The organism is Roseibium algae, from assembly GCF_037783265.1.
GTDB lineage: Bacteria > Pseudomonadota > Alphaproteobacteria > Rhizobiales > Stappiaceae > Roseibium > Roseibium algae.
In genome coordinates this window covers 19,946-32,369 of record NZ_JBAKIA010000006.1, presented here as the reverse complement: position 1 = coordinate 32,369, position 12,424 = coordinate 19,946, and the positions used below count along the sequence as shown (strand labels likewise).

Below are 12,424 nucleotides of genomic sequence, written 5' to 3'. Positions count from 1 at the left end.
TCGCCAGTGATGGTAAAGTGAGGAAACTTAAAAGAAAAACCGCTAAATAATAAACACATCCAAAGCGAACCATCACACCACCCTTAAATAGAAGAATAAAAAGACACACTCCTATTTACCGCAGCCATTAACCTGCCGCAACGACACCTAAGTATTACTCTCAAGCATCGGGCACGGCACACCAGGGCACCTTCCGATACGATGTACAGGCGGAATCCTGCTATCGTCGAGGTCGCCTGCCGACTTATTCGTCATCAATGGCTTGAGTGGGATATCGCAGGTGCAGGAACGCGTGCGGCGTTAGATCAGACACTCACCCCTCTGGCAAGCAAAGCTGAAGCTCAGCGCAAAGCCCTGACGTTATGCAGGATCGTAGATCCACTGCTCCGGAATAACAGCCGTCACGCTTTCGCCAGGCCGGACTGTGCCCGGCTTCTCAACATACCCGACCAGGCCGCGCAAACGCTTTGCAACCTTCGGGAACAGAAGATCCAGTCCCTCTCGCTCCGGCACCTGTTTGGCGATGGATTTGCCCGCCGACCGACAAGGTGCATTATCGCCATCGACCCGGATCACGACCCCGCCTTCAAACACCAGCCGTGTGCGCGGTGGAATAAGCGAGAAATTCGGAAAGCCGTCCAGCAGCAGATTGCCGCCTATCCACGCAGCTTCCAAAACATCCAGCTCCATCCGCTGCGCCACAAGCGCTAGCTCCGCCGGGCAAAGCAGTGACAGCTGCCGCTCATTACACATTTCCGTGCCACGCGGATACCAGGGCTCTCGACCGCCGGACTTGCGCGTGAACCCGCCGTGCCGATCCCCGTCAATCCCTTCGAACCCCAGATCCAGCGCATCACAAGGCAGTGTCGGAAAATCACCGGGCTTGGGCGTCTTGAGGACTGCAGACACTGACCCTGTCAGCTTGCGCGCGCGGGTCACAGCCAGCGCGTCGAGAGTATCGGTAATGGACGAAGTCATGAAAGGCCCTTTCGCAGGTCATCTTGGCCAAAGACTTACCCCAAGCCTTGCCGACAGACCAATCAAAGACGCTGATCAACCCATAACCAAGCGCGATGGGCAGCCCAGACCCGCGCAGAGAAAGCAAACGGCCCCAACCGTTGTCTTGAGCTAACGCTTGAGTGTAGCAGCTTAGAAAAAAACGGCGGGACAGCCGCACAGCCCCTCACCGTTCCAATTAACAGTAAATCTATTGTTCAATCCGCCACTGGTGCGGCTGCCTGAAGCAGGAATTTCTGACCATTGACCAATATAAACGGCTGCCCATTCGCATCCACCTGCACCTGTGCCTGTTGAGATGCTGGGCGGGTCACAGCAACAGGCGGGGCAGCGGCAGGAGCCTCCACAGCCGCCACCGATGCGACTTGCGGCGGTGCAACAGCTGTATCAGGTACAACAGTTGGAAAGACAACCAGAGTGGCACACAACTCCGCAAGGCGTAAAAACAGTCCAATGGCCCGCCGACTTGAAGTGGGTCGCGGGCAAGCAACCACCTGCGAAACCGACAAGTTAGGATCGTCAGGCCTCAAAGAAGGCGCGGCAGGCAGAAACACCTGCCGTTCCCTTGAGCAAACCGCATTTCGGAGCCCGAATGAAAACGGCGGACGGCATTTGATCGGCTGGCAATTGACCGCCTCGCGTCAAACCAGCTAACCAGACGCCGCCAGAAAAACAAAAAGCCCCGGGGTTTCCTCCGGGGCTTTTCCAAATCTCAAGGCGTAAAGCCCTTACCGCGTCAGCGGCTTGTACTTGATGCGGCGCGGGTCGGCGGCGTGGGCACCCAGGCGGCGGACCTTGTCTTTCTCATAGTCCTCGAAGTTGCCCTCGAACCATTCCACATGGCTGTCGCCTTCAAAGGCAAGCATGTGTGTGGCAAGGCGATCGAGGAACATGCGGTCATGGGAGATGACCACGGCGCAACCGGCGTAGTTTTCCAGCGCATCTTCCAGCGCTGCCAGCGTTTCCGTGTCCAGATCGTTGGTTGGCTCATCGAGCAGCAGCACGTTGGAGCCCTGCTTCAGAACCTTCGCCAGATGCACCCGGTTGCGCTGTCCACCGGACAGATCGCCGACTTTCGCCTGCTGGGAAGGACCCTTGAAGTTGAACGACGAGCAATAGGCCCGTGAGTTGATTTCCTTGTCGTCGAGGTAGATCACCTCGGCACCGCCGGAAATTTCCTCCCAGACATTGTTGTCCGGGTTCAGCGCATCACGGGACTGATCCACATAGCCCATGTGGACCGTTTCACCGACAATGACTTCACCGTCATCCGGCTTTTCCTGGCCGGTCAGCATCTTGAACAGGGTCGACTTACCAGCCCCGTTCGGGCCGATCACGCCAACAATGCCACCGCGTGGCAGCTTGAACGACAGATCATCGATCAGCAGGCGGTCTTCGAAGCCCTTGGAGACATTCTTGACCTCGATGACATTGGCCCCAAGGCGCTCGCCAACCGGGATCAGGATCTGCTCGATGGATGGCACCCGCTCTTCCTGAGCCGACAACAGATCATCAAACGCCTTGATACGCGCCTTGGACTTGGTCTGGCGACCCTTCGGCGACATGCCCATCCATTCACGCTCGCGGGCAATCGCCCGGTTGCGGGCCATGTCTTCCCGGCCTTCCTGGACCATACGCTTGGACTTCTTCTCCAGATAGGCGGAGTAATTGCCCTCGTAAGGAATGCCCGACCCACGGTCGAGTTCCAGGATCCAGCCGGTCACGTTGTCAAGGAAGTAGCGATCATGGGTGATGATCAGCACGGAGCCCTTGAACTCGCGCAAATGACGCTCAAGCCAGTGAACGGTCTCGGCATCAAGATGGTTGGTCGGCTCATCGAGCAACAGCAGGTCAGGCTCGGACAAGAGCAGCTGGCACAAGGCAATCCGGCGGCGCTCACCACCGGACAGGTTTTCCACTGAGGCATCTTCCGGCGGGCAGCGCAGGGCTTCCATCGCCATGTCGACCTTGCTGTCGAGGTTCCACAGATCTTCCGCATCGATGATATCCTGGAGCTTCGCGCCTTCGTCGGCGGTCTCCTCGGAGTAGTTCATCATCAGCTCATTATAGCGATCAACGATAGCCTGCTTGTGGGCCACGCCCTCCATGCAGTTTTCCTTGACCGTTTTGGTCTCATCCAGCTTCGGTTCCTGCGGCAGATAGCCGACCCGCGCACCTTCAGCCGCCCAGGCTTCACCCTGGAAGTCCGTGTCCAGACCGGCCATGATTTTCAAAAGGGTCGATTTACCTGCACCGTTCGGGCCCAGGATACCGATCTTGGCATCCGGATAGAACGACAGATGGACGTTATCGAGGACTTTCTTGCCCCCGGTGTAGGACTTCGACAGTCCGTGCATGTGATAGATGAACTGGCGCGCCATGGGGCTCCGCTTCTCCGGTCTCTGAATCAGGATAAGGAAATCTTTGACTGCGTTTTAGGCGAAGATACCGCTTGGGGCAATGGGGTAGAGATCGATACCATTCGCTAAAGAATAGATCGTCATTGGATCCATGTTTATTTGCCGTCCGAGACTTGATCCCGACAAATACTCACCCCAGCGTATTGAATTTTGTATTCCTTGTCACCGCATCCGCAATCACATGGTTTCCTGTTGTTCAGGTTGCGATATAATCCATACTTAAAATATGGTTTAAACTGATATTCTTTTAAATTAAGTGGTTTTATTTCTTTTGTATCAAAACAATTTTTTCCGTTTTTCGAATCTTCACTCAATTCTTTCCCTTTACAACTTAAAGATGCCTTAACTTTTACAGGGGCCTTATTACTATGTTGAAATTCTATTACTAGAACAACCTTCAGCCATTTCCCCTCATGTTTTGAGAGATCGGCAATTTCTTTTTCTGGATTGGATTCAGAAGACGTTTTAGAATAGTAAATCTCAGATTCAAGAAAATGACAATTAAGCCACAGTTTGCCGTTACGCAATTTCAAGATCACTAGGGGTGCACTTTCTTCAACTCCATTGTGAATTTGCCCAATGATATTAGAGACTTGACATCGATATAAATGAGAGCCGTCTGGGATGCGGAACCACCAGCTATATGTCATATGCTCATTATCTTTTGCCTCTTTCTTTTCTATCTCTGAAAGCTCGGACCTAGCGCGATTTTTGCCCACATCACTACCGCTTGACCAACTATCTTTCAAAGTGAACACTTCAACTTTATTATTATCCCCAACGTCATTAGGACACCATAGAACCTTCTGCAATTCTGCTGGACAGGAAATTTGACGATACTGGTTGTGTGGTTCACCCATCTGGGAATGCTGGAAGCCCCGAAAGTCTTCAGGGACTTTGCGTTTGACATTCTCGGGCAGGTGCGGGCAATTTTCATTATCACAAGCGACTATCTTGTCGCCATCATTCATACACATATTGACATCCTCTATAAAACTCACCGCAAGCCTGCAGGTTTAGGTCCAGACGCAGGCTCAGGCTCAGGCTCAGGCTCAGGCTCAGGCTCAGGCTCAGGTTATCTCCAATTTGGCCAAACCCAAGCAGAAGCAACACCCCAAAATATTCTTTTCCCAGATCGACTGTTTCAAAGGCGAAGAAAAACAGTCCTTTGGGTGCGAAGAAATAACTAATCCCCCAGCGAATGAACCTGCCGTATGCTCAAGTCGTTCCCATCACGCGGGGCCGAGTACGGACCGTCCGTTCGCGGTGGCGGGAACCGGGTTTCGAGGTGTCGGCTGGCGGTGTAACGGACCGCAGCTGGCATCGGTGACAGGCAAACCCTGACCGAGGCGATGGGATCTGGCATCGCCCCCATCAGGGACGCGCCTCATATCTGGCAAAGCGAAGGCCACACCCCACTTTCGCCGCGCAGAAAAGAGAAAGGCGCAAGAGCCTGTCATTTTGGGAAACGAAAACCGGGCAGGCGCGTCGCCTTGTCATCCCCAACTTCCCACTATTTTCGCCCGGCAAGTCCGGCGCGTCTGCCATCCCGCTCCTTGAGGGAGCGTTGAAGTAGCCAAAACGTCGAAGGGAAACCTTGCGGCGGGATTCGTGTTGCCGCCTCCAGGGAGCAGTCACCAAGGGCGACGCAAATGCACACCCGTACCGCAATCAGCCGACGCGCTCTTGCAGGCAGGGATACATGGTCCCTAAGGTGCCGCCGAAAACAAATACACCGGGGACTTTGCCCGGGAGGAACGGAGGAAACTGATCATGACATCCCAAACGAGCACCCCACGCAGCGCAGCAGACATCCTGCCAAAGGAAACAGGCGCAGTTCTTGTGGGCCGGGTCTGGTCCAACAGCGAGCAAGGCCCCTGCCCGGTTCTGGTCGATGGTGTCACCCTCAGAAATCTTGCCGGTCTCGCCCCGACCATGACACAGCTGCTCGACATGCCGGACCTGACCGCCCACCTGTCAGACCCTGCTTCCTTTCCGGCTCTTGGCGACATTGACGCCTTTCTGGATGGGTCAGCCGGCACCCTGCAGGCACCTTGCGACCTGCAGGCGATCAAGGCCGCAGGTGTGACCTTTGCCGACAGCATGCTGGAGCGGGTGATCGAGGAACAGGCCAAGGGCGATCCGAAACGGGCTGACGAAATCCGCGCCCGGCTGACCCCGGTGATCGGATCCAGCCTCAAGGGCGTCAAGGCAGGCTCGGAGCAGGCAGCCAAGGTCAAGACGCTTTTGCAGGAGATGGATCTGTGGTCCCAATATCTGGAAGTCGGCATCGGCCCGGACGCGGAAATCTTCACCAAGGCGCCTCCGATGGCCTCCGTTGGCGGCGGCGCCAAGGTTGGCATCCATCCGATTTCCAACTGGAACAACCCGGAGCCTGAAGTGGTTCTGGCCCTTCGCTCGGACGGAGAGATTGTCGGAGCAACGCTCGGCAATGATGTCAATCTGCGCGATGTGGAAGGCCGCTCTGCCCTCTTGCTTGGCAAGGCAAAGGACAACAACGCCTCCTGCTCCATTGGCCCTTTCATCCGGCTGGTCGATGACAGCTTTCCGGTCTCCGCCATCGGCGAACTGGATGTATCACTGACAGTCACCGGAACGGACGGGTTCGACATGTCCGGCGTCTCGCACATGAGCTCGATCAGCCGCTCGCCGTCAGATCTTGCCAGCCAGACGCTCAACGCCAATCATCAGTATCCAGATGGCGCAATGCTGTTCCTCGGCACCATGTTTGCGCCAACAAAGGATCGCCGTGGCGAGGGCATGGGCTTCACCCATGAAATTGGCGACCGGGTCGAGATTTCCTGTCCCCGCCTTGGCGCATTGGTCAATGTGGTAGATCGCACCGACAAGATAACACCCTGGACCTTCGGCACCACCGCCTTGATGAAGAACCTGGCTGGCCGGGATCTTCTCTGAATTTCTGAAACACCATCAACGGCGCAAAACAGCGCTGTTGATGGCTGAATGAGAGGGGAAACGAAGTGTTTGCGCCCATTTAAATAACAAGTTATATATCATGTAATCTTATGAGGAGTTCCATGGTAGAAGATGTCATCAAGGCCCTTGGCTACGCCACATTGGGCAGCCGGTTGCGACGACTGGGCGAACAGCTTCAAACGGATGCGCAAGAGCTGTCCGGCGCCCTCACCGGACAGGATCTGCCCTCGCCGCAGAACTCGGCTCTGGCAGCCTTGGTCCGCAACGGACCGCTCAGCATAGGCGACCTTTCAGCCAGCCTCGGGCAGAGCCAACCGGGTGTTACCCGGATGATCGGCAAGATGAAATCTGCCGACCTTGTGACCGCTCAAAGTGATCCGTCCGACGGGCGGATCAGCAAGATACATCTAACAGAACACGGCGCGGCGCGCATTGCCGAGTTGGAGCGTTTGCATTGGCCCGCCGTGGAACAAGCCGTGGCCGCGCTTTGCGAAGGCCTGCAAGGCTCGCTGCTGGAGCAGCTGTCCCAACTGGAAGACATTTTGGCCGAAAAGTCGCTGAAGCAGCGCGCCCTCGAAGCCAGCCCAAAAGGCATCGAACAAACACCTCTCACAACAAGGACACCGCAATGACTGATCCCCTCGCACGTGCGGTGTGGTCTTCGCTTACCAGCCATCACACCCGCTTTGCAACCGGAACGCCGTTGGCCCTGCGGTTCCACAAAGACGTATCGCCCTTTGCTGCCAGCAAAGATGACAGTCCTGAGAGCCTCAAAGCTCTGGCTAGTCTGGTTGGACCAGAAAACGATTCCATCTATCTGATGCAGGCAGACGCTATTGTTCTGCCTGACACGCTTGTTGCAGGCACATCGAGACCCGGCGTGATGCTGGTCAAACAAACCTCTCCAGTCCTGCCAGCCTCAGAGGAAACAATTGAAAAGCTGAGCGCCGAGGACAGCGCGCAAATGCGTGCCTTGGCAGCCTTGACCAAACCCGGTCCCTTTCTGGCCCGAACCCATGAGCTCAGCCAGTTCTGCGGTATCAAGCAAGATGGAAAATTGGTGGCCATGGCGGGGGAGCGCGTCAGACTACCGGGTTACTCGGAAATCAGCGGCGTCTGCACCCATCCGGATTATCGCGGCCGTGGCTATGCGGCAAAATTGTCAGCCTTCATCGCCGAGCAGATCACAGCCAGAGGAGAAACCCCGTTTCTCCATTCATGGGCTGATAATGACGGGGCAATTAGCCTTTACAGAAAGCTCGGCTTCGAGATCAACCGGGACGTCAATGTCGCCGTCGTCAGCCGCGCCGACGCACCATGATTTAGCGATCCTTGAGGCCGTACCACCAGTAAGCCCCTTGCAGATACAGCTGACGGAACGCCGGAAACGGGAACTTGCGGAACGGCTTTGAAAGCGCGGCTGGAAGATCTGCTTGAGTGATCCGACCCAATGCCAGATCGGCCACTTTCTCGCCGGACAGCGAAGACATGGCGACACCGCTGCCGTGATAGGCCATGGAGGCAAACACGCCCTCCATCTCCGGCACAGGCCCAACAAAAGCTGACAGGTCGCGGGCCATACAAATATGCCCGTGCCAGCGATGCTCGGCCTCCACATGGGCCCAGGCCGGGAACATCCGATCAAAATCGGCCCTGCCACGGCGCTGCATCGCATCGAGTGATGCAGGCGTTTCGAAAATGCCGCCACGGGTGCCGAACAGGAAACGCTTGTCCGGCATCAACCGAAAATAATGCAGCAAAGTGCGCGTATCCGCCGCCATCAGGTCGCTGGTCCAACCCTGCTCATTCAGCTCGGCATCACTCAACGGGCGCGTGACAAGAACGGACGACATGACCGGCATCAAACGGCCACCGAGCCAGTTCGGCGTTTTTTCATCGGAATAGCCATTGCTCGCAAGGATCACCTTGTTCGCACGCACACTTCCATGGCGGGTGTTCAAACGCCAACCGCCTGCATCTTTCTCAAAACGGTCAACCGAAGTATGTGCATAGATACGCGCACCCGCTTCACGTACTTTCCCGGCAAGCCCCTGAACATATTTCATCGGGTTCAAGGCAAAACCAAAGGGCACATGCATCGCACCGTGAAACTCAGGCCCGCGTATTCCGCGTGCGCTCATTTCGTCTGGCGACAGAACCTTTGCGCCAATCCCGAATGTCCCCCTCAAATACTCAGCGTAGCCGGCAAATCCGGCATAGTCCTTGGGACGATGGGCAAGATAGATTTCGCCCTCAGAATGGCGGTCAACATCGAGATTCCAGCGGTCCAGGCGATCGCTGACGGTCTCCATCGCCTCGATCTGATAGGCAACAAACCGCTTGGCCTCATCCAGACCGAACCGTTTGATCAACTGAGTTTCCGACAGCTTGGTGCCACCAAAACAGCAAAACCCGCCGTTGCGACCCGAAGCACCCCAGCCAACCCGGTTGGCCTCCAGAACGCAGACTGAGACACCAGCCTCTGCCAGTCTCAACGCTGCGGAAAGCCCCGTAAATCCGGCACCGACAATGGCAACGTCAAACCTGGCGTCCCCGACCAACTGCCGGTCTTCCTTGATGATTCCGACCGAAGCTTCCCAATAGCTGCCGATAGAAATCCCTTCACGTTTGCCAGGACGTGTCATCGCTCAAATTCCCAATTTATCGCGCAGGGCATACCAGGTCATGGCCAGCACCAGCAGAGGATGCCGCAACTTGTCACCACCGGGGAAAGAAGGAACCTTGATCCGCTCAAAGGCATCAAAGCGCTCTGCTGAACCACCAATCGCTTCTGCCAGAACCTTGCCCGCAAAAGTCGCCATGGCCACACCGTGGCCCGAGTAACCGGAGGCACTCAGCACATTTGGATGGATCTTCGCAAAATAGGGCATCCGTTTGGGCGTAATCGCCAAAGTGCCACCCCAACCATAATCAATCCGAACATCCTTCAACTGAGGAAAGATCTCCGCCATAGGCTTTCGGACAAAGGACTTGATGTCGTCCGGAAACTGATAGCCATAGGTTTCACCGCCGCCAAACAACATCCGGCTGTCTGCCGAGAGGCGAAAATAATTGATGACGAACTTGCTGTCAGCAACGGCGACATTGTCACGGATCAGCGCCTTTGCATCAGCATCTGAAAGCGGCTCAGTCGCGACAATGAAATTGTTGATCGGCAACACATGGGCAGCCGTTTTCTTGTCCAGCTTCCCCAGATAGCCATTGCACCCCAAGATGAGATGCTTGGCCCGCACCTCGCCCTTGTCCGTTTTCACCGTCACGGTTTGACCGGGCTCATAGGACAGCACTTTGGTGTTTTCAAAAACCCTTACACCCTTTGCAACACCAGCACCGGCAAGGCCCAGCGCAAGGTTCAACGGATGCAGATGCCCGGACCCCATATCAAGGGATCCGCCGTGATAGGCGGGACTGCCGACCATCTGACGCACTTCCGTTTCATCTACGAAGCGAACCTTGTCATAGCCGTAGACTGTGTTCAGGTGCTCAACATAGTCTCTTGTTTCGGGCACATAATCCTTGCGGTGGTCCGCGTGCAAAACGCCCGGCCTATAATCACAAGCGATCTCATGGTCGCGGATCAAGTCAAGCGTGACATCCATGGAGTCCAGCGCCAGATCCCAAAGCACCTTGGCCTGATCCAGCCCATGCCGCCTTTCCAGCACCGTCTGCTCAACCCGCTGGCCAGTGCCGACCTGACCTCCGTTCCGCCCTGACGCGCCCCAGCCCACCCGGTGAGCTTCAAGCAGCACAACATCAAAGCCGCGCTCAGCCAGATGCAACGCGCTCGACAGGCCCGTGAAGCCACCACCGATGATGCAAACATCACAGGAAACATCTGCTGAAAGCGCCGGATGATCCGTCTGCCGGTTTGCCGTCGCAGCATAATAGGAGGGTGCATGAACACCTTGAACATCGTTGGCTGTCAGCAGATCAAGGGAAGAAAGCATGAAGTTCGGAAACCTTATCCGGGCTCTGGTAAAATCGCAGCGATAGCTGCCAAGGCTGTGACATTCCACCTGTTTTCCAGCTTTGGCAAGTTGAAAAACATATTCCTTTGTCTTCTGTATTAGACGGCTAAACAGGTGACGTTTGGGGATCTGCAGCATAGCTGGAATGCATTTTTCCCCAAATACATTCCACTACACAAAACGACTGTTTGAATAGGATTATTTCGAGAATCAGTCATCTGCCTAATTCAGAATTTGGCATTTCAGCAGCGCGACCAGCCACGCCACAAACTGGAAACGTAAATGGTGAGCTGACCGAGGCCGTGAACACGCATTCAATACGCCCACCAACAGCGACGTGCATCCAGCAACAAGATCAGCTAGAACAGACCAACATTTCAAACGAGGCTCATCCATGATCTCAGATTCTGATCACCCGTTCTTTCGCCCCTTGTGGCGGCGCATAGCCATTGTCGTCTTCTGCGCCTGCTGGGCAGCATTTGAATTTTACAACGGCAACGAGACCTGGGGCTGGATCACGCTGGCGATTGCAGCTTATGCCGTCTGGACCTTCCTGATTGACTTCAAACAACCAAAGGACGCCAGCGCATCGGAAACACCCGCGCCAGAATCCGAAGACAAGACCTGAAGCAAGGTTCAAACAACCTCAAACCAGGTTGTCATACCTGCTGCTGCATGTTCAAGCATGTGACAGTGCAAGAGCCATTTGCCAGGATTGTCAGCAACGAAGGCGATGGTTGTTGTCTCCCCGGGACCAATCAGGAACGTGTCGCGCCACGTCCCCGTGTCGTCAACGAGGGCAAGAGTTTGCGCGACAATACGGAAGTGATGGCCGTGGGTATGCATGGCATGAGCAAAGGCGGTGTTGTTGACGACCTGCAGCAGGATCGTCTCGCCTTTGCGCACTTTGAAAAAAGGCGTTTCCGGCAGCCCAGCCACCCCATTCAGCCCCCAGAGTTGACCGGTTTCGCGCATAATCTCGCGGGTCAAGGGTTGACCCTTGTAGGACAGCGCGCCCATCTGCCCCATAGCACCACCGGTCATATCCAGCGTCAGCGTCGTTGCGGCATCAAGGTCCGGCTCAGGCAGCGCATTGACCGGAAGAGATGGTACTGGCGCCTGTCTATTAGTCCCGGCAGTTACCTTGAGAAGCGCGAAGTCAAAGGGATCTCCACCGGAGACCTCCCTCAAAGCCATACGCGCTCCAGGCTCAGGGACCAGCAAGAGATCCACCCTCTGTCCCGGTCCGATCAGAAAGCCACCAGAGGGAGCCTCCTTAGGCACCTCGAAGGCTTGGCCATCATAGGCAAGCACCTTCGCCCCGAGGCTGGCAAGATCAAGTTGGAGGATACGCGCATTCGATGCATTCACCAGCCGTATGCGATGAGCCTCGCCTGCAACCAGAGTATATTCGGGTAGGCTGCCCCCGTTCACAGTCAACCAGTTCCCAAGGCGTCCTGCATGGGACCAGTCCATCAGCGAGCCTAAACTCTCCAGATCCAGTATCCCCTGATCGTCCAGCCGCCAGTCGTCCATAATCAGCGTGAGATCGTGATCCATATCGAAAGCCGGATCGTCTTCCTCAATGATCAGCGGGCCGTAGAGCCCCCGCACCACCTGATTCCAGCTCTTGTTGTGTGCATGATACCAATAGGTCCCAGCGTCCGGTGCAACGAAATCATATTCGAAGATCTCGCCGGGTGGCACAGCTTTCTGAGTCAGGCCGGAAACACCATCCATCGTATTGTCGATCCGGATCCCGTGCCAGTGGATGGATGTTGGTTCCTCAAGCTTGTTGATCAACCGAACCTTGATCCGTTCGCCTCGTTTCGCCCGAATTTCCGGCCCCGGCGCGGTGCAATTGTAGGTCCATAGCAACGAGGCAGGCGCGTCATCCTTGTAGAGCTTCTGCTCACTTGGCTCTGCTGTGATTTCGAGGAAACCGTCCGCTGCAAGGGCAAATGATGCCCGGGGCAAAGCCAGACCGACCATGGACGCCCCCGTGCCAGCCAATACGCCACGCCTGGAAATATCCATGAC

At 55.8% G+C, this 12,424-nt stretch carries 11 protein-coding genes; 4 read left to right on the top strand and 7 right to left on the bottom strand.

Translation table 11 applies throughout. The features are described from left to right. Positions 1-360: 360 nt before the first annotated feature. The 4 genes from V6575_RS11140 to V6575_RS11125 form a co-directional block, all read right to left on the bottom strand. On the bottom strand, positions 361-978 hold the full coding sequence (locus tag V6575_RS11140) for an MOSC domain-containing protein (protein WP_340274405.1): 618 nt from the start codon (positions 976-978) through the stop codon (positions 361-363). Between the two features lie 236 nt (positions 979-1,214). Further along, the gene (locus tag V6575_RS11135) at positions 1,215-1,571 is read right to left on the bottom strand and encodes a hypothetical protein (RefSeq protein ID WP_340274404.1); all 357 of its coding nucleotides are present in this window, start codon (positions 1,569-1,571) and stop codon (positions 1,215-1,217) included. A gap of 174 nt (positions 1,572-1,745) precedes the next feature. Continuing rightward, complete coding sequence (ettA, locus tag V6575_RS11130; protein ID WP_340274403.1) at positions 1,746-3,398, bottom strand: energy-dependent translational throttle protein EttA; 1,653 nt, start codon at positions 3,396-3,398, stop codon at positions 1,746-1,748. 134 nt (positions 3,399-3,532) lie between these two features. After that, positions 3,533-4,408, bottom strand: coding sequence for a heparin lyase I family protein (locus tag V6575_RS11125; protein WP_340274402.1), 876 nt, complete (start codon positions 4,406-4,408; stop codon positions 3,533-3,535). Between the two features lie 802 nt (positions 4,409-5,210). On the opposite strand from V6575_RS11125, the gene V6575_RS11120 reads away from it, so the two are divergent. The 3 genes from V6575_RS11120 to V6575_RS11110 all read left to right on the top strand — a co-directional run bounded on the left by V6575_RS11120 (position 5,211) and on the right by V6575_RS11110 (position 7,716). Next, the gene (locus V6575_RS11120) at positions 5,211-6,374 is read left to right on the top strand and encodes a fumarylacetoacetate hydrolase family protein (protein WP_340274401.1); all 1,164 of its coding nucleotides are present in this window, start codon (positions 5,211-5,213) and stop codon (positions 6,372-6,374) included. Between the two features lie 122 nt (positions 6,375-6,496). Continuing rightward, positions 6,497-7,027, top strand: coding sequence for a MarR family winged helix-turn-helix transcriptional regulator (locus V6575_RS11115; protein ID WP_340274400.1), 531 nt, complete (start codon positions 6,497-6,499; stop codon positions 7,025-7,027). Next, positions 7,024-7,716 carry a GNAT family N-acetyltransferase gene (locus V6575_RS11110; protein ID WP_340274399.1) on the top strand — a complete coding sequence of 231 codons (693 nt, stop codon included), beginning with the start codon at positions 7,024-7,026 and terminating at the stop codon, positions 7,714-7,716. Before V6575_RS11115 ends, V6575_RS11110 begins: the two co-directional genes overlap by 4 nt. A 1-nt stretch (position 7,717) precedes the next feature. Here the strand turns inward: V6575_RS11110 and V6575_RS11105 are convergent, their stop codons facing one another. Then, the gene (locus V6575_RS11105) at positions 7,718-9,040 is read right to left on the bottom strand and encodes an NAD(P)/FAD-dependent oxidoreductase (RefSeq protein ID WP_340274398.1); all 1,323 of its coding nucleotides are present in this window, start codon (positions 9,038-9,040) and stop codon (positions 7,718-7,720) included. Between the two features lie 3 nt (positions 9,041-9,043). Continuing rightward, positions 9,044-10,363 carry an NAD(P)/FAD-dependent oxidoreductase gene (locus tag V6575_RS11100; RefSeq protein ID WP_340274397.1) on the bottom strand — a complete coding sequence of 440 codons (1,320 nt, stop codon included), beginning with the start codon at positions 10,361-10,363 and terminating at the stop codon, positions 9,044-9,046. A 415-nt stretch (positions 10,364-10,778) separates the two neighbouring features. Here V6575_RS11100 and V6575_RS11095 point away from each other — a divergent pair, with 415 nt between their 5' ends. Continuing rightward, the gene (locus tag V6575_RS11095) at positions 10,779-11,012 is read left to right on the top strand and encodes a DUF3329 domain-containing protein (RefSeq protein ID WP_340274395.1); all 234 of its coding nucleotides are present in this window, start codon (positions 10,779-10,781) and stop codon (positions 11,010-11,012) included. 8 nt (positions 11,013-11,020) lie between these two features. Here V6575_RS11095 and V6575_RS11090 read toward each other — a convergent pair whose 3' ends face one another. Beyond that, positions 11,021-12,421 carry a multicopper oxidase family protein gene (locus V6575_RS11090; protein ID WP_340274394.1) on the bottom strand — a complete coding sequence of 467 codons (1,401 nt, stop codon included), beginning with the start codon at positions 12,419-12,421 and terminating at the stop codon, positions 11,021-11,023. Positions 12,422-12,424: the final 3 nt, after the last annotated feature.

Excerpts from the sequence above, each read along its gene's own strand:
- V6575_RS11140 (WP_340274405.1), bottom strand. The coding sequence starts at position 978 with ATGACTTCGTCCATTACCGATACTCTCGACGCGCTGGCTGTGACCCGC.
- ettA (WP_340274403.1), bottom strand. The coding sequence starts at position 3,398 with ATGGCGCGCCAGTTCATCTATCACATGCACGGACTGTCGAAGTCCTAC.
- V6575_RS11125 (WP_340274402.1), bottom strand. The coding sequence starts at position 4,408 with ATGAATGATGGCGACAAGATAGTCGCTTGTGATAATGAAAATTGCCCG.
- V6575_RS11120 (WP_340274401.1), top strand. The coding sequence starts at position 5,211 with ATGACATCCCAAACGAGCACCCCACGCAGCGCAGCAGACATCCTGCCA.
- V6575_RS11115 (WP_340274400.1), top strand. The coding sequence starts at position 6,497 with ATGGTAGAAGATGTCATCAAGGCCCTTGGCTACGCCACATTGGGCAGC.
- V6575_RS11110 (WP_340274399.1), top strand. The coding sequence starts at position 7,024 with ATGACTGATCCCCTCGCACGTGCGGTGTGGTCTTCGCTTACCAGCCAT.
- V6575_RS11105 (WP_340274398.1), bottom strand. The coding sequence starts at position 9,040 with ATGACACGTCCTGGCAAACGTGAAGGGATTTCTATCGGCAGCTATTGG.
- V6575_RS11100 (WP_340274397.1), bottom strand. The coding sequence starts at position 10,363 with ATGCTTTCTTCCCTTGATCTGCTGACAGCCAACGATGTTCAAGGTGTT.
- V6575_RS11095 (WP_340274395.1), top strand. The coding sequence starts at position 10,779 with ATGATCTCAGATTCTGATCACCCGTTCTTTCGCCCCTTGTGGCGGCGC.
- V6575_RS11090 (WP_340274394.1), bottom strand. The coding sequence starts at position 12,421 with ATGGATATTTCCAGGCGTGGCGTATTGGCTGGCACGGGGGCGTCCATG.